The sequence below is a fragment of the Pedococcus sp. P2_D7 genome, assembly GCF_056404295.1.
This window is the reverse complement of sequence record NZ_JBFUEH010000004.1, coordinates 288,831-304,077: the sequence shown is the minus strand read 5'-3', so window position 1 is coordinate 304,077 and position 15,247 is coordinate 288,831. Positions and strand designations below refer to the sequence as shown.

Genomic DNA, 15,247 nt, shown 5'->3' with positions numbered 1-15,247 from the left:
GCTGGCCGTGCCGCACGAGTCAGGGCTGCGGCGGGGGGACAGGTGCCGTCGCCTCCAGCCAGCGCGCCCGGGTGAGGTCCACCCGCCGTCCATCGACCTGCCCGCGCACCAGGGGTGTCCCTTCCTCGCGGTAGTGCGCGAGCGCCTCGTCCTCGAGCCCTTGCGGGAAGTAGCCACCGGAGCGGATCACCCGCCACCACGGCACGTCCGAGCCGTAGCGCGCCATGACGTTGCCGACGCCTCGGGCCCCGCCACGCCCGAGCAGCTCCGCGATGTCTCCGTAGGTCATCACCCTGCCCTCGGGGATCGTGTCGACGACCTCGAGGACGTCGTCCGCGAACTCGCTGGGGGCACCAGTCACACGCCCGGCCTGCGTCACCATCGCAGTCCCACCTCGCTGGTCGAGCCCACCCGACGCATCAGTAGACCGGCAGGCTCGGGTCGACGTCGTGCACCCAGGCCAGCACCCCGCCCGAGAGGTTCGCGACGTCGGTGCGGCCGGCCGCGACCAGCAGTCCGGCCGCCTCCGCCGACCGGACCCCCGACTTGCACAGCAGCACCACCGGGGTGTCCGCCGGCAGCTCGGCCACGGCTGTCCCGTCACGGAACCGGTCGAGGTGGAGCGCGCGCGACCCCGGGATGGACACGACGGCACGCTCCCCCGGCTCACGGACGTCGACCAGCTCGAACGCCCGGTCGCCGCTCTCCCGCTCGGACAGCATCTGCGCGAGCTCCGTCGCCGAGACGTCGGCGAAGCCGGGCACGGCACCCTCCTGCTCCTCGTGCGCGTCGGAGGCACCCGGCATACCGCAGAACTGCTCGTAGTCCACCAGCGAGGTGACGGCAGGGGACTCACCACACACGGGGCAGTCGGGGTCGGCCCGCACGGTCAGCGAGTCCCAGGTCTGGCGCAGCGCGTCGTGCACGAGCAGGCGCCCGACAAGCGGATCGCCTTGTCCCACAATGAGTTTCAGCGCCTCCGCCACCTGGACGGATCCGATCGCCGCGCACAGGACACCCAGCACCCCGCCGGTCGCGCACGACGGCACGGCGTCGGGTGGGGGCGGGTCGGGGAAGACGCAGCGGTAGCACGGCCCGTGGCCGGCGAACCACACCGAGACCTGGCCGTCGAACCGGTAGATCGACCCCCAGACGTGGGGCAGCCCCAGGAAGACGCACGCGTCGTTGACGAGGTAACGCGTCGGGAAGTTGTCGGCGCCGTCGAGAACGACGTCGTAGTCGGCCAGGATCTCGAGGGCGTTCTCGGAGGTGAGTCGCAGGTCGTGGCGGACCACGGTGACCAGCGGGTTGATGGCTGCGACGGTCTCGGCGGCCGACTCCGTCTTGGACCGCCCCACGTCGGCGACACCGTGCACGACCTGGCGCTGGAGGTTCGATGCGTCGACCACGTCGTCGTCGACCACCCCGATCGTCCCGACGCCGGCTGCCGCGAGGTACATCAACGCCGGCGACCCGAGACCGCCTGCCCCGACCACGAGGACGCGCGCGTTGGCCAGCCGTCGCTGGCCCTCGACGCCGATCTCGGGCAGCAGGATGTGGCGGGCGTACCGGGCCATCTGCTCGGTGCTGAGCTCGGGTCCGGGCGCGACCAGCGGTGGGATCGCCATGTGATGCAGGTTACCCACCCGTACGATGTGTCCGACACCGCAGTCAGGCTGCACCACCGCCGAACGCCGCACCATCGAACAGAAGGCCACCATGTCGATCCGAGCAGTCCCAGGCACCGACAACGCCCGCGGCCAGCGTCTCCCGCGGTCGGCCCGCCGCGCGCAGCTCCTCGAGGCCGCCCAGGCCGCCTTCGTCGAGTCCGGCTACCACGCCGCCGCGATGGACGACATCGCCGACCGCGCAGGGGTCTCCAAGCCGGTGCTCTACCAGCACTTCCCCGGCAAGCTCGAGCTCTACCTGGCGCTGCTCGACAAGCACAGCGAGGCGCTCGAGCAGCTGGTGCGCGAGGCGCTCGCGTCGACCCACGACAACAGGGAGCGGGTCTACGCGACGATCGCCGCGTACTTCGACTTCGTCTCGCGCGACGGCGCCGCGTTCCGGCTCATCTTCGAGTCCGACCTCACCAACGAGTCGGCCGTGCGCAACCGCCTCGACGCGGTGGGCCTGGTGTGCGCCGAGGCGGTCGCCGAGGTCATCGCCGAGGACACCGGCCTGACCGACGAGGACGCCTCCCTGCTGGGCATGGCGCTCACCGGGCTGGCGCAGGTCAGCGCGCGCCACTGGCTCGCCCAGGGGTCCGACGTCCCCAAGGACGAAGCGGCGCTCCTCATGGGCGCGCTCGCCTGGCGAGGGCTCGGGTCGTTCCCCAAGGTGGGCGGGGAAGGTTCCTGACACACCGCTCGTTAGCCTTGTCGACAGACCCGCACGCGCTCGTATGCCGCGTGCCCACCGTGGACCGTGACCTCCCCTTCCGGGGGCGCCGCGGCCACACCCAGAACACCTGGGTCAGCCCAGAAGAGAGGAACCACCGTGGAGGTCCGCATCGGTGTCCAGAACGTCGCACGTGAGGTCGTCTTCGAGTCCACCGAGGGCGCGGCAGAGGTCGCGGCAGCGGTGAGCGCGTCGCTCGAGAAGGGCACCGTCCTCACGCTGACCGACGACAAGGGTCGCCAGCTCCTGGTCCCCGCGGCGGTCCTCGGCTACGTGCAGATCGGTGAGTCCGAGAAGCGCGGCGTCGGCTTCGGCGTCTGACGCCCGCACTTTCCGCATGACAGGCGTCTGACCTGCACAAACACGACGCGATCGTGTCCACTCCGTGACCCGACACGCCGCGGCCATGAGTGCGGTTTGCCGTGACCCGTGGTGGGGTAATGGTGCAACGCGAACGGTCAGCCGCTCGCTTACACGAAAGTGAGGCAGCACATGGAGATCATTGGCGTCATCATCGCGGGTGCCATCATCGGCGCTCTCGCCAAGCTGGTCATGCCAGGTCGGCAGGCCGGCGGAATCATCATCACGATCATTCTCGGCATCATCGGCGTCATCATCGGTTACTACCTCGCGGCAGCGCTGGGCGTCGAAGCCACCAACGGCATCGACTGGGTCCGATGGATCATCAGCATCATCGTCGCGGTCGTGCTCATTGCGGTCTACGGCGCGGTCACCGGTCGACGGAACACCGCCGTCTGACGACCACCGCCTCACACCGAAGGGCCCCGTCCACCAAGGACGGGGCCCTTCGTGCATCCCCACTCCCTGCCCCCACCCCGGAGCCAACCCATGCAAAAGGCGAGTTAGCGCCGGGGTGCAGGAGGGCAGCCCGGCGCTAACTCGCCTTTTGCATGAAAGAGCGTCGGGGTCAGGCGGCGAGGCCGAGGCGACCCATCCGGCGGGTGTGCTCGTCGGTCAGCCGCGCGAACATCCGGCCCAGCTCGGCCAGGTCGGCGCTCGGGCGGTCCGGTCCACCGACGCCACCCACCAGCAGCGAGGCCAGGGCGTCGCGCTCGACGGCCACCTGCTGGGCCTGCGAGAGCGCCTCACCCACGAGCCGGCGACCCCAGAGGGCGAGCCGTCCGGCGATCTTCGGGTCGGCCTTGATGGCCTCGCGCACCACCTTGACGACGAACTCGGCCTGCCCGACGTCCTCCATCGCGGAGTGCACCAGGGCTTGGGTCGAGGGGTCGACGTAGGCCGCGATCTCCCGGTAGAAGTCGGTCGCGATGCCGTCGCCGACGTAGGCCTTGACGAGGCCCTCCAACCAGCTGCTCGGCTTGGTCCGCTCGTGGAAGGCGTCGATCGGGGCGAGGAAGGGGGCCATCGCCCGCTCGGGATCGATCCCCATCTCGTCGAGTCGCGCCACGAGGATCTCGTAGTGCCGGAACTCGGCGACCGCCAGCCCGGCGACGGCGGCCTTGAGCGGCTGGCTGGGCGAGAGCTCGCTGTCCCCGGCCAACCGGGTGAACGCCGTGAGCTCGCCGTAGGCCAGCACCCCGAGCAGGTCTGCGACCGCGTCGCGGTACTGCGGGTCGGCCAGCCAGTCGTCCTTGGTCATGTCGGTCACCCTAACGGCGCGCGCCGTGAGGGTGACCGAGCAGGCCGTCGATGCGGGGATGTCACGCCCACCGGGCTAGACTGCTGAGGTCAAAGGTGCCCGGTCGGCACGAATCAGCCGCGGACAGGCTCCGCGACCCCGCTCTCAAGCATTGACGAAGACCTCCGATCGGCCCGCTTGCGCGAGCGCGCCCCCTCTGGGCGTGCCCCCGATCGAGAGAACTTCATGACTGAGACCACCACGGGTGCTGTTGCGCCCGCAGACCCGACGTTCGCGGACTTCGACGTCCACCCCGACATCGTCGCCTCGCTGAGCGATGCCGGCATCGTCTCGCCGTTCCCCATCCAGGCGATGACCCTCCCGGTCGCCCTCGGTGGCCACGACATCATCGGCCAGGCCAAGACCGGCACCGGCAAGACGCTGGGCTTCGGCGTCCCGATGCTCAACCGCACGATCGCCCGCGGCGACGACGCCTGGGACACCTTCCCCCATGCGGGCAAGCCGCAGGCCCTCGCCGTCGCGCCGACCCGTGAGCTCGCCGTCCAGGTCGCCAGCGACCTCGAGCGGGCCGGCAAGCGCCGTGGCATCCGCGTGCTCACCGTCTACGGTGGCCGCGCCTACGAGCCCCAGATCGAGGCGCTGCGCAACGGCGTCGAGATCGTCGTCGGCACCCCGGGTCGACTCATCGACCTCGCCAAGCAGGGGCACCTCGACCTGTCGCACTGCAAGTCCGTCGTGCTCGACGAGGCCGACGAGATGCTCGACCTCGGCTTCCTGCCCGACGTCGAGAAGCTGCTCGCGATGACCTCGCCGGCCCGCCAGACGATGCTCTTCTCGGCCACCATGCCGGGCGCGGTCGTGGCCCTGGCCCGCCGCTACATGAGCCAGCCGACGCACATCCGCGCGATGGGCGACGACCAGGAGAACGCCCACACCGTCAAGGCCGTGGAGCAGTTCGTCTACCGCGCCCACGCGATGGACAAGGTCGAGATGCTGGCCCGCATGCTCCAGGCCGAGGGGCGTGGCCTGACCATCATCTTCAGCCGCACCAAGCGCACCGCCGCCAAGGTCGCCGACGACCTGATCGACCGTGGTTTCGCCGCTGCCCCGATCCACGGGGACCTTGGCCAGGGCGCCCGCGAGCAGGCCCTGCGCGCGTTCCGCAACGGCAAGGTCGACATCCTCGTCGCCACCGACGTCGCCGCCCGCGGCATCGACGTCGACAACGTCACGCACGTCATCAACTACCAGTGCCCCGAGGACGAGAAGACCTACCTGCACCGCATCGGTCGCACCGCCCGCGCCGGCAACACCGGCATCGCGGTCACCTTCGTCGACTGGGACGACCTGCCGCGCTGGGGCATGATCAACAAGACCCTCGACCTCGGCATCCCCGAGCCCGAGGAGACCTACTCCTCGTCCGAGCACTTCTACGAGCAGCTCGACATCCCGCGCACCGCCAAGGGCCGTCTGCCCAAGGCCGCGCAGAAGCTCGCCGGCCTCGGCGCCGAGGTGCTCGAGGACCTCGGGGAGACCGGCAAGTCAAGCGGTCGTCGCCCGGCTGGCGGTGGACGCAGTGGACGCGACAGCGCCGGCGCCGGTCGCGACGGCGCCGGTCGCGACAGTGGCCCGCGTGGTGGCCGTGAGGGTGGTCGCGGTGGCGAGCGTCGCAGCGACGGCGCCGCGTCGGCCCCGAGCGAGGGCGGTGACGCCGCCAAGCCGCGTCGCAACCGCAACCGTCGCCGCACCCGCGGCGGAGCGGCCGGGGAGACCAGCACCCAGGCCTGACCCGCCGCCACTCACGACGAACAGGTATGCCGCGCGGCTGGGACGCGCGGCATACCTGTTTCGTCTCGAGGTGCCTGAGTCAGTGCCAGAAAGCCCGGGATTCCGGTCGTTTCCGCACGGACCGGTGGCCGGCCCTGTCCCGGAGGGTCAGGCGCCGATCGTGGCGGTGTCGATGACGAAGCGGTAGCGCACGTCGGAGCCGACGACCCGGTCGTAGGCCTCGTTGACCTGGTCGGCGCTGATCGTCTCGATCTCCGCGGCGATGCCGTGCTCGGCCGCGAAGTCGAGCATCTCCTGCGTCTGCGGGATGCCGCCGATGTTCGAGCCTGCGAGCACCTTGCTCCCGCCGATCAGCGAGAAGGCCTGGAACGAGCTGGGGTCACTGGGCGCACCCACGTTGACCATCGCCCCGTTGGGCTTGAGCAGCGAGAGGTAGTCGTCGAACGGCAGGTTGGCGCTCACCGTGTTGAGGATGAGGTCGAACTGGCCGCGCAGGTCCGTGAACGTCGAGGGGTCCTTCGTCGCCCGGTGGTCGACCGCGCCGAACCGCGTGCTGTCGGCCTGCTTGGCGGTCGACTGGCTGAGGACGGTGACCTCGGCACCGAGGGCGGCGGCAAACTTCACGCCGAGGTGTCCGAGCCCACCCAGGCCCACGACGGCGACCTTGGTGCCGGGACCGGCTCCCCAGCGCTTGAGCGGGTTGTAGGTGGTGATGCCGGCGCAGAGCAGCGGCGCAGCGACGTCGAGCTCGAGCGCGTCGGGGATGCGGACAGCGAACCGCTCGCTGACGACGACCTGCTGGCTGTAGCCACCCATGGTCTCCTCGCCGTCGTAGCCCTTGCCGTTGTACGTCATGACGGCACCCTTGGCGCAGAACTGCTCCTGGCCGTCCTTGCAGAACTCGCACTCGCCGCACGAGTCGACCATGCAGCCGACGCCGACGCGGTCGCCGACCTGGTAGCGGGTCACCCCGTCACCGACGGAGGAGACGACTCCCGCGATCTCGTGGCCCGGGACCATGGGGAAGATGGCGCTGCCCCATTCCTCGCGGACCTGGTGGATGTCGCTGTGGCAGATGCCGGCGTAGGCGATGTCGATGGTGATGTCGTCGTCACGCAGGTCGCGGCGCTCGATGGTGGTCGCTGTGAGCGGGGCGCCTGCGGAGGCGGTGGACAGGGCAGCAGTGCGGGACATGAGTCTCCTCGGGGGTTGGGGTTTCAGTCACCGTCGAGGGACAAGTCCCAGCCGGGTGCCGATATTCCTCCCTGAGCGTCCGGCCTCCGTGGCTCAGGCGGCCTCGGCGCTCGTCAGAGCTTCTTGGCGAGCGCAGCCGCCACGTCACGGTAGGCCTTCGCGCCCTTCGACGTGCGTGAGGTCGCGAGGATCGAGCGCCCCACCGCGGGCGCCTCCGCGAACCGCACCGTCTTCGGGATCGGCGGATCCAGCACGGGGAGGTCGTACCGCTCGCCCACGTCGGCGAGGACCTCCCGGGCGTGGTTGCTGCGACCGTCGAAGAGGGTGGGCAGGATCCCCCACACCTCGAGGTCCTTGTTGAGGATCTTCTGGACGTCGCCCACCGTGTCGAGCAGCTGGCCGACACCACGGTGGCTGAGCATCTCGCACGGCATCGGGATGATCAGCGCCTGGCTGGCCGTGAGGGCGTTCAGGGTGAGCACGCCCAGGCTCGGGGAGCAGTCGAGCAGGATCACGTCGTACTCGTCACGCACCTCCTCGAGCGCCGTGCGCAGGACGTACTCCCGACCGGGCCGCGGCAGCAGCTGGGCCTCCGCCCCGGCGAGGTCGATCACGCTCGGCACCAGGTCGACCCCGTCGTCGCAGGCCACCCGCACGTCGGCGATCGAGGCCCGGCCGAGCAGCACCTCGTTGATCGAGCTGTCCACCTCGTCGGGGTCGACACCGAGGCTGAAGGTCAAGCAGGCCTGGGCGTCGAGATCCACGAGGAGCACGCGCTTGCCCTGCTCGGCGAACGCCGCGCCCAGCGAAGCGACCGACGTCGTCTTCGCGACGCCGCCCTTCTGGTTGGCCACGGAGACGATCGTGGCCGGCTTCCTGCGTGTGCTCGCCACCAGTGGCCGCCCTTCTTCTGTGAGTGCCCCGAGGGATGCGTATGCCGGTGGGCCAAGTCTGTCAGGTGGGTGCGCCGTCCTCGTCGCCCCCCGCCTCACCGAAACCTGGCGTTGTCCCTGAATCCGGCCCCCGCGTCTGTATGGTTGAGGCTTCAAGAGCTTCGGTGCTCGGGGCTGCACCGCGCCGACACATCGGCCGCAGCGCCCGCGCAGGGGGTGGCAGCAATGACATCTGGGGACGCCGTGGACGGCGCCACCCGCGGTAGGCCGCGCCCAGGCGATCCGGATGCCTTCTCCGACGCCTTGCGCACGGCCATCGCCGGCAGCGGCCGGAGCCTGGAGGCCCTGCGCCGCAGGCTGGCGGAGCGCGGGACCCCCGTCAGCATCGCCACCCTCAGCTACTGGCAGTCGGGTCGCAGCAAGCCCCAGCGCGGCTCGTCCCTGCGCGCGGTGCTCCACCTCGAAGAGCTCCTCCAGCTGCCCCCCGGGCACCTCCTGGACCGGATCGGCCCCCGCCGTCGCCCGTTCCTGCCCCAGCAGGAGCTCGCCTTCGGTGGCCTGCCCATCGACCACCCGGACGCCGAGCTGGCCCTGGCCGACCTGGGCTTCGGAGCCAACCCGGCCCTGGTCGACGTCACCATCCACGACACCCTCGACGTCGACGACCAGGGCGTCGAGCGCGTGCGGACGATCCGCAACGTGGTGCGGGCGGTGCGACCTGGCGCCCAGCGCCTGCCCGCGCTGCTCACCATCGACGTGCCGAGCGGCGAGCGCGCCGAGTTCGTGGCCGTGAGCGGCTGCACCCTCGGCCGACAGGTGTCGCGCCCCGAGGTGGGGGTCTTCGCCGCCGAGCTGGTGCTCGACCGACCGCTGCGACTCGGGGAGTCCGCCGCGGCCGAGCACCGGGTCCTGATCCCCCGCGACCTCGGCGCCAAGCACTGCATCGAGTACTACCTCGTGCGCGAGGTGACCGAGCTGATGATCTGGGTGCGGTTCTCCCCCGCCCGGCTGCCTGCACGGGTCGTGACGTACAGCAGCCTCGGGGGCCGGACCGTGTCCAACCCGGTCCACCTGAACGGGTCGACGAGCGTGCAGCACGTCCTGCACCAGGTGGGACCAGGGGTGGTCGGGGTCCGCTGGGACTGGTGAGCCGGCGCTCAGTCGGACCTCGGCGGGCCCGCCGCCCCCGCGGGCGCCGGCTGCTCGAGGGCAGCCCAGTCGGACTTCTCCGGACCGAACGCCTGGCCCGCCGGGCAGTGGGCCCGGAAGTCACACCACTGGCAGATCGGGCCGACCTTGGCCGGGAACCGGCTCGAGTCGACGCCGAGCTCGGCATAGTCCTCCTCGGCCCGCCGGGCCTCGCGGGCGATCGACTCGGCCTCGTCGATCTTGCGCTTGAGTGACTCGCCCGTGTGCTCGTGGCTGGCGACGGACCCGCTCGGGACGTGGTGGAGCTCGACGCGAACGCACTTGCGGCGGAACATCTTCCACACCGCTGCGGCGTAGAGGGCGAGCGGGAGCGACGTGCGTGCGTCGTCGGCGGTCGGCTCCCACCGGCTCATCTTGTAGTCGACGACGGCCAGCTCGCCGGCGCGGTCGTCGAGGCGGTCGATGCGGCCCTGGAGGGTGAAGACCTCGGTCTTCAGCGACACGGTCCGCTCGATGCCCAACGGCTGGTGGGCCGGGTCGACGTCGTCCAGGTAGGCGACGACCTGGCCCTGGGCCCGCTCACGCCACGCGATCGACTGGTCCGCGTCACGGAACCCCACGTCGATCCACGACGTGCGCACCAGCTCGGCCCCAGCCGCCGGCGACCGCTGCTCCACCGGGAGGTCCCACCAGTCCCGCAGGGCGTTGTGCACGGCCACCCCGACCGAGGTGTGGGCCCGCTGCGGCCGCGACGGCGGAGCCGGCCGGTCGAGGTACTGCATGCGGTAGCGACGCGGGCAGTCGACCCACGCCAGCAGCTTGCTCGGGCTGGCCCGGAACAGGCGACGCGGCATACCCACGAACTCCTGCTGGACGCCACGCCCGTCGAGCCCCTGGTCGCCTGCCTCCCCCGTGCCCATGCCGACCACGCTAGGCGGTGCCGCCGACAAAGGCCCGGATGCTGTCGGCGACCATCTGGACCGCGATCGCGGAGAGCAGGAGGCCGGCGATCCGCGTCACCAGCACCGTCCCGCTGTCCTTGAGGACGCGGTGGACCTGGCTGGCGAAGCGGAAGAACAACCAGACGACGAACATCGTGGCGACCAGGCCGGCCGCGACGGCGACGTAGTCGCCCACGGCGTCGGCCCTCTTGACCTGCAGCATCGTCGCGACGATGGCTCCCGGACCGGCCAGCAGTGGAGTGCCGAGCGGCACGAGGGCGACGTTGACCCCGGCGTCGGCGTGCTGCTCCTGCTCCGACCCAGTCAGCAGCTGGAGCGCGACGAGGAGCAGCAGCAGGCCACCGGCGCCCTGGAGGGCCGGGAGCGAGATGTGGAGGTAGGTGAGGATCTGCTGCCCGAACACGGCGAAGAGCACGATCACGCCCAGCGCCACGAGGGACGCGCGCCGCGCCGCCGCAACCTTCTGCTTCTGGGTGAGCGAGGAGGTCAGCGCGAGGAAGATCGGGAGCGCACCGGGCGGGTCCATGATCACCAGCAGGGTCACGAAGACCGAGCCGAAGGTCTGCAGGTTGATGATGTCGTTCACGCTCGTGCCGCCCTGACCACGTCGATGCCGCTGGTTGCCTGTTCCTCGATCTGCGCGAGCACCTCCGGGGTGGTGGTGTTCTCACCGAGCCGGTTCTCCTTGCCCGCGCCGTGGTAGTCGCTCGACCCGGTGACGAACAGCCCCAGCCGCGCCGCGAGCTCGACCGCGTGGGTGCGCTCCGCGGGAGTGTGGTCGCGGTGGTGGGCCTCGAGCCCGGCCAGCCCGGCGTCGGCCATCCGCTCGATGACCGAGTCCTCGACGGTCCAGCCCCGACCGTTCGCGAAGGGGTGCGCCATGACCGGCACCCCGCCGGCCGCGCGCACGAGCTCGACCGCGCGCACGGGGTCAGGGGCGTAGTGGGAGACGTAGTAGCGGCTGCCGTTGCGGAGGACGTCGGCGAACGCCTCGCCGCGGCTCTGCACGTAGCCGCTCGCGACGAGCGCGTCGGCGATGTGGGGCCGGCCCATCGTGGTGCCGACCCCCGCCTGGGCCCGCACCTCCTCGATCGTCACGGGTATGCCGTCCGCGGCCATCAGCTCGACCATCCGGTCGATCCGGGTCACCCTGGAGTCGCGGGCCCGGTCCAGCTCGTGCAGGAGCCCGCCGGCCTCGGGGTCGACCAGGTAGGCGAGCAGGTGGACGCTGATCCCGCGCTGCGAGCACGACACCTCGACCCCGCGCACCAGGTCCACGCCGAGCTCCCCGGCGGCGTGCACGGCCGCGGGCCACCCGGCATACGTGTCGTGGTCGGTGAGGGCCACCACGTCGAGCCCGGCCCGCGCGGCCTGGGCCACGACGAGGTCGGAGGGTTCGGTGCCGTCGCTCGCGGTGGAGTGGGTGTGGAGGTCGATCGGCACCTGCCAAGGGTAGGGCCACGGACGCCCTGGCCCGGCCTGCGGGTCGGACCACCGTGTCATCATCGGCAGGTGACCCCCCGTTCGCGACTGCCGATCCGCGATGCCGAGGGCGCAGACCGCTTCGAGGTCTTCCTCGTCTGCTCGGTGCTGTCGATCGCACTGACGCGGATGCTGTTGGCCGCCACCGGCTTCCCGCAGCTGGGCAGCGGCACGCTGCACCTCGCACACCTCCTCTGGGGCGGTCTGGGGATGCTCGTCGCCCAGCTCATGTTCATGCTGTTCCTCAGCCGCACGGCCCGGAACGTGGCGACGGTGTTCGCCGGCATCGGCTTCGGCCTGTTCATCGACGAGGTGGGCAAGTTCGTGACCGGCGACAACAACTACTTCTACGAGCCCGTGGCGGCGATCATCTACGGCACGTTCGTCGGGATGTACCTCGTCGTGACGTTCGTCGTGCAACGACACCCGATGACTGATCGGGAGCGGGTCGTCAACGCCGTCGAGCTGCTCAAGGAGTCGGCGGCGCACGACATGGACCACGCGGAGCGGCAGCGCGCGATCGACCTGCTGCGCGAGGTGGGCGACTCCGAGCCCTTGGCCCGGCCACTGCGCCGCACCCTCGAGGGTCTGTCGGTCACTGCGGTCTCCAGCTCGTTCATCGCCCGCGCCTACGCACGAGCGCGCCGGACGATCATCGGTCTGCCACGGCTCGAGCTGGTCAAGCGCACCGCGGTGGCGGTGCTGCTCGTCTTCGTCGTGGCGTCGGTCGGACGACCGGTCGTCCTCCTCACCCGCACCCCCACGACGGGCGACGTGATCTACGCGCTCTTCAGCGTCGCCTCGGCGGTTCTCGCCGTGGTGGCCACCGTCCGGTGGGTGCGCGGAGACCGGGGCCGCGCCTTGCGGATGTTCGAGATCGCGCTGCTCGGAGAGCTGTTCGTGGTGCAGTTCTTCCGGCTGCTCGACCAGGAGTTCGCCGGCTACCTGCTCGTCTTCATCAACCTCGCCCTCCTGGGGCTGTGCCGTGGGTTGCTGTTCGAGCACCGCAACCCACGGCGGACCGACGCGGACCCGGTCATCCCCGTCGGGACCGACCGCGCCGCCTCCTGACCGGGTCAGGTGGCGACGGGGCGCAGCTCGACGGTCTCTCCGGGGCCGGCGAACTTCTCCGCGACCTCCTCGGCCCGGTCCTGGCTCGCGACGTCGATGAGGAAGAAGCCGGCGAACTGCTCGACGGTCTCGGCGTAGGGACCGTCCGTGATCTTGCGGCGTCCGGCGTGCCAGCGGACGAGCCGCGCGTCGGCGGGGTCGCCCAGGGCCTGGCCGCCGACCAGCTCGCCGCTGTCGGACATCTCCTGCATCACCGACTCGAAGTCGGCCTCCAGGGTCGCGCGCTCCTCCGCGGACAAGGCCTGGTGCTCGGGGACGAAGTCGCTGGTGGGGTGACCCCAGGGCTGCGGCTTGGAGTGGATGAGGATGACGTACTTCATGGTCGGGCTCCCTGTTCGGGGGTGGGTGGCCGTGCGGCCCTGTCACTACCCTGACGGCCCGCGACCAGGGCTCTCGATCTTTTCGTCCACCGTATTTGCCCGAAGTCCTTCCGAGAGCCTGGCCGCGCCCTCGGTGACCGTCGGCTGTGAGGGAACGCACGCGGCATACCGGTGTCCTCGAGGTGCCACCCTCGGCAGGATGGGGGCCATGCAATTCGGACGCAGCTACGAGGAGTTCGAGGTCGGTGCGATCTACAAGCACTGGCCCGGCAAGACGGTGACCGAGTACGACGACCACCTGTTCTGCCTGCTCACCATGAACCACCACCCGCTCCACCTCGACGCCAACTACGCGGAGAACACCACGCAGTTCGGGAAGAACGTGGTGGTCGGCAACTACATCTACTCCCTCCTGCTCGGGATGAGCGTGCCCGACGTCTCCGGGAAGGCGATCGCCAACCTCGAGGTCGAGTCACTGCGCCACGTCGCCCCGACCTTCCACGGCGACACCATCTACGGCCAGACCGAGGTGCTCGACAAGTGGGAGTCGACGTCCAAGGACGACCGCGGAGTCGTGCACGTCGAGACCAAGGGCTACAACCAGGACGGCACCCTGGTGTGCATCTTCCGCCGCAAGGTGATGGTGCCCAAGGACTCCTACCTCGAGGCGCGCGGCGGCGAGCAGCCCGGCCGGCCCGAGCTGGTGGAGCCCGCCCCCAAGCCCCCCACGAGCTAGGCGGTATGCCGCGTGGTCGCCACCGTGCCGCACTAGGGTCACGTCATGGCCGATTTCGTTGGTGCTGTTGACCAGGGAACGACGAGCACGCGTTTCATGGTGTTCGACCACGACGGCGCCGAGGTGGGCCGACACCAGCTCGAGCACGAACAGGTGATGCCGCAGGCCGGCTGGGTCGAGCACAACCCGCTCGAGATCTGGGAACGCACCCAGACCGTGATCGGCTCCGCGCTCTCGCACCTCGACCTCCAGCCGTCGGACCTGTCCGCGCTGGGCATCACCAACCAGCGCGAGACCACGGTCGTCTGGAACCAGCGCACCGGTCGACCGCTGCACAACGCGATCGTCTGGCAGGACACCCGCACCGACCGCATCGCCCGGGCCCTCGACCGGTCCGGCCAGGGTGACGTCATCCGCGAGCGAGCCGGCATCCCGCCGGCGGCGTACTTCTCCGCGGGCAAGGTCCAGTGGATCCTCGACCACGTCGAGGGCGCCCGCGCCGCCGCCGAGAGTGGTGACGCCCTCTTCGGCACCATCGACACCTGGCTGCTGTGGAACCTCACCGGCGGCACCGACGGCGGGGTGCACGTCACCGACGTCACGAACGCCAGCCGCACCATGCTGATGGACCTGCAGACCCTCGACTGGGACGACGAGCTGCTCGGGTTCTTCGACATCCCCCGCCAGATGCTCCCCACGATCCGACCGAGCTCCGACCCCGAGTTCTACGGCCTGACCCGTCCGGGGGGCCCGCTCGGCGGTGAGGTGCCCCTCGCCGGCGACCTGGGCGACCAGCAGGCCGCGACCGTGGGACAGGTGTGCTTCGCGCCCGGCGAGGGCAAGAACACCTACGGCACGGGCAACTTCATGATCCTCAACACCGGCGAGGAGATCGTGCGCAGCGAGTCCGGGCTGCTGACCACGCTCTGCTACCAGCTCGGCGACGCCAAGCCGGTCTACGCGCTCGAGGGCTCGATCGCGGTGACCGGTTCGGCCGTGCAGTGGCTGCGCGACCAGCTCGGGATCATCTCCGGGGCCGCGGACATCGAACGCCTCGCCAAACAGGTCGACGACACCGGCGGCCTCTACTTCGTCCCCGCCTTCTCCGGGCTGTTCGCCCCCTACTGGCGTCCCGACGCCCGCGGCGCCATCGTCGGCATGAGCCGGTTCAACACCAACGCCCACCTGGCGCGGGCCACGCTCGAAGCCATCTGCTACCAGACCCGCGACGTCTCCGACGCGATGACCAAGGACAGCGGGGTCGAGCTCGAGGTGCTCAAGGTCGACGGTGGCGTCACGGCGAACGACCTCTGCATGCAGCTCCAGTCCGACATCCTCGGCGTCCCGGTGTCCCGTCCCGTGGTCGCCGAGACGACCGCCCTCGGCGCGGCCTACGCTGCTGGTCTGGCCACCGGTTTCTGGTCAGGCACCGACGAGCTCCGCGCGAACTGGCAGGAGTCGAAGCGGTGGTCACCGACCTGGTCGGACCGGCAGCGCACCGACGGGTATGCCGGGTGGCGCAAGGCCGTGGAACGCACCCTTGACTGGGTGGACGTCGACGAGGGGTAGGA

General features: G+C 70.6%; 17 protein-coding genes. 8 read left to right on the top strand and 9 right to left on the bottom strand.

All coding sequences use genetic code 11. The annotated features are described in order from the left end of the window. Positions 1–19: 19 nt before the first annotated feature. Together AC1DWJ_RS10630 and moeB are read right to left on the bottom strand one after the other, a co-directional pair. Complete coding sequence (locus AC1DWJ_RS10630; protein ID WP_477620762.1) at positions 20–361, bottom strand: MGMT family protein; 342 nt, start codon at positions 359–361, stop codon at positions 20–22. Between the two features lie 58 nt (positions 362–419). After that, positions 420–1,628 (bottom strand): molybdopterin-synthase adenylyltransferase MoeB, encoded by a 1,209-nt coding sequence (moeB, locus tag AC1DWJ_RS10625; RefSeq protein ID WP_477620761.1) that lies wholly within the window; start codon positions 1,626–1,628, stop codon positions 420–422. Positions 1,629–1,719: 91 nt separating this feature from the next. Here moeB and AC1DWJ_RS10620 point away from each other — a divergent pair, with 91 nt between their 5' ends. The 3 genes from AC1DWJ_RS10620 to AC1DWJ_RS10610 all read left to right on the top strand — a co-directional run bounded on the left by AC1DWJ_RS10620 (position 1,720) and on the right by AC1DWJ_RS10610 (position 3,159). Continuing rightward, a complete protein-coding gene (locus tag AC1DWJ_RS10620) occupies positions 1,720–2,361 on the top strand; it encodes a TetR/AcrR family transcriptional regulator (protein ID WP_457253702.1) in 642 nt (213 codons plus the stop codon). A 138-nt stretch (positions 2,362–2,499) separates the two neighbouring features. Then, positions 2,500–2,721, top strand: a complete 222-nt coding sequence (locus AC1DWJ_RS10615; RefSeq protein ID WP_477620760.1) for a DUF3107 domain-containing protein — start codon at positions 2,500–2,502, stop codon at positions 2,719–2,721. Positions 2,722–2,892: 171 nt separating this feature from the next. Then, positions 2,893–3,159, top strand: a complete 267-nt coding sequence (locus AC1DWJ_RS10610; RefSeq protein ID WP_457253704.1) for a GlsB/YeaQ/YmgE family stress response membrane protein — start codon at positions 2,893–2,895, stop codon at positions 3,157–3,159. A gap of 169 nt (positions 3,160–3,328) precedes the next feature. Here AC1DWJ_RS10610 and AC1DWJ_RS10605 read toward each other — a convergent pair whose 3' ends face one another. Continuing rightward, positions 3,329–4,021 carry a ferritin-like fold-containing protein gene (locus AC1DWJ_RS10605; protein ID WP_457253705.1) on the bottom strand — a complete coding sequence of 231 codons (693 nt, stop codon included), beginning with the start codon at positions 4,019–4,021 and terminating at the stop codon, positions 3,329–3,331. A gap of 225 nt (positions 4,022–4,246) precedes the next feature. Here AC1DWJ_RS10605 and AC1DWJ_RS10600 point away from each other — a divergent pair, with 225 nt between their 5' ends. Beyond that, on the top strand, positions 4,247–5,809 hold the full coding sequence (locus tag AC1DWJ_RS10600) for a DEAD/DEAH box helicase (RefSeq protein ID WP_457253706.1): 1,563 nt from the start codon (positions 4,247–4,249) through the stop codon (positions 5,807–5,809). Between the two features lie 147 nt (positions 5,810–5,956). On the opposite strand, the gene AC1DWJ_RS10595 is transcribed toward AC1DWJ_RS10600, so the two are convergent. Then, positions 5,957–7,003 (bottom strand): NAD(P)-dependent alcohol dehydrogenase, encoded by a 1,047-nt coding sequence (locus AC1DWJ_RS10595; RefSeq protein ID WP_477620759.1) that lies wholly within the window; start codon positions 7,001–7,003, stop codon positions 5,957–5,959. 113 nt (positions 7,004–7,116) lie between these two features. Beyond that, positions 7,117–7,896 carry a ParA family protein gene (locus AC1DWJ_RS10590; RefSeq protein WP_457253708.1) on the bottom strand — a complete coding sequence of 260 codons (780 nt, stop codon included), beginning with the start codon at positions 7,894–7,896 and terminating at the stop codon, positions 7,117–7,119. A gap of 225 nt (positions 7,897–8,121) precedes the next feature. Here AC1DWJ_RS10590 and AC1DWJ_RS10585 point away from each other — a divergent pair, with 225 nt between their 5' ends. Then, positions 8,122–9,045 carry a hypothetical protein gene (locus AC1DWJ_RS10585; protein ID WP_477620758.1) on the top strand — a complete coding sequence of 308 codons (924 nt, stop codon included), beginning with the start codon at positions 8,122–8,124 and terminating at the stop codon, positions 9,043–9,045. Positions 9,046–9,053: 8 nt separating this feature from the next. Here AC1DWJ_RS10585 and AC1DWJ_RS10580 read toward each other — a convergent pair whose 3' ends face one another. Genes AC1DWJ_RS10580 through AC1DWJ_RS10570 form a run of 3 tightly spaced genes read right to left on the bottom strand, consistent with a single transcriptional unit; the run spans position 9,054 to position 11,450 of the window. Next, positions 9,054–9,965 (bottom strand): RecB family exonuclease, encoded by a 912-nt coding sequence (locus tag AC1DWJ_RS10580; RefSeq protein ID WP_477620757.1) that lies wholly within the window; start codon positions 9,963–9,965, stop codon positions 9,054–9,056. A 10-nt stretch (positions 9,966–9,975) separates the two neighbouring features. Beyond that, the gene (locus AC1DWJ_RS10575) at positions 9,976–10,593 is read right to left on the bottom strand and encodes a MarC family protein (RefSeq protein WP_457253714.1); all 618 of its coding nucleotides are present in this window, start codon (positions 10,591–10,593) and stop codon (positions 9,976–9,978) included. Then, a complete protein-coding gene (locus AC1DWJ_RS10570; RefSeq protein ID WP_477620756.1) occupies positions 10,590–11,450 on the bottom strand; it encodes a PHP domain-containing protein in 861 nt (286 codons plus the stop codon). Before AC1DWJ_RS10570 ends, AC1DWJ_RS10575 begins: the two co-directional genes overlap by 4 nt. Before the next feature lie 69 nt (positions 11,451–11,519). Here AC1DWJ_RS10570 and AC1DWJ_RS10565 point away from each other — a divergent pair, with 69 nt between their 5' ends. Beyond that, positions 11,520–12,560, top strand: a complete 1,041-nt coding sequence (locus tag AC1DWJ_RS10565) for a hypothetical protein (protein WP_477620755.1) — start codon at positions 11,520–11,522, stop codon at positions 12,558–12,560. Between the two features lie 5 nt (positions 12,561–12,565). On the opposite strand, the gene AC1DWJ_RS10560 is transcribed toward AC1DWJ_RS10565, so the two are convergent. Beyond that, entirely contained in the window at positions 12,566–12,940 is a 375-nt protein-coding gene (locus AC1DWJ_RS10560; protein WP_477620754.1) for a YciI family protein, read from the bottom strand. A gap of 199 nt (positions 12,941–13,139) precedes the next feature. On the opposite strand from AC1DWJ_RS10560, the gene AC1DWJ_RS10555 reads away from it, so the two are divergent. Further along, a complete protein-coding gene (locus tag AC1DWJ_RS10555) occupies positions 13,140–13,676 on the top strand; it encodes a MaoC family dehydratase (protein WP_457253718.1) in 537 nt (178 codons plus the stop codon). Positions 13,677–13,721: 45 nt separating this feature from the next. Next, positions 13,722–15,245 carry a glycerol kinase GlpK gene (gene glpK, locus AC1DWJ_RS10550; RefSeq protein ID WP_477620753.1) on the top strand — a complete coding sequence of 508 codons (1,524 nt, stop codon included), beginning with the start codon at positions 13,722–13,724 and terminating at the stop codon, positions 15,243–15,245. Positions 15,246–15,247 lie beyond the last annotated feature (2 nt).

Bases quoted from the DNA above. Each gene is read 5' to 3' on its own strand.
- moeB (WP_477620761.1), bottom strand. From the start codon at position 1,628: ATGGCGATCCCACCGCTGGTCGCGCCCGGACCCGAGCTCAGCACCGAG.
- AC1DWJ_RS10620 (WP_457253702.1), top strand. From the start codon at position 1,720: ATGTCGATCCGAGCAGTCCCAGGCACCGACAACGCCCGCGGCCAGCGT.
- AC1DWJ_RS10610 (WP_457253704.1), top strand. From the start codon at position 2,893: ATGGAGATCATTGGCGTCATCATCGCGGGTGCCATCATCGGCGCTCTC.
- AC1DWJ_RS10605 (WP_457253705.1), bottom strand. From the start codon at position 4,021: ATGACCAAGGACGACTGGCTGGCCGACCCGCAGTACCGCGACGCGGTC.
- AC1DWJ_RS10600 (WP_457253706.1), top strand. From the start codon at position 4,247: ATGACTGAGACCACCACGGGTGCTGTTGCGCCCGCAGACCCGACGTTC.
- AC1DWJ_RS10595 (WP_477620759.1), bottom strand. From the start codon at position 7,003: ATGTCCCGCACTGCTGCCCTGTCCACCGCCTCCGCAGGCGCCCCGCTC.
- AC1DWJ_RS10585 (WP_477620758.1), top strand. From the start codon at position 8,122: ATGACATCTGGGGACGCCGTGGACGGCGCCACCCGCGGTAGGCCGCGC.
- AC1DWJ_RS10580 (WP_477620757.1), bottom strand. From the start codon at position 9,965: ATGGGCACGGGGGAGGCAGGCGACCAGGGGCTCGACGGGCGTGGCGTC.
- AC1DWJ_RS10560 (WP_477620754.1), bottom strand. From the start codon at position 12,940: ATGAAGTACGTCATCCTCATCCACTCCAAGCCGCAGCCCTGGGGTCAC.
- AC1DWJ_RS10555 (WP_457253718.1), top strand. From the start codon at position 13,140: ATGGGGGCCATGCAATTCGGACGCAGCTACGAGGAGTTCGAGGTCGGT.
- glpK (WP_477620753.1), top strand. From the start codon at position 13,722: ATGGCCGATTTCGTTGGTGCTGTTGACCAGGGAACGACGAGCACGCGT.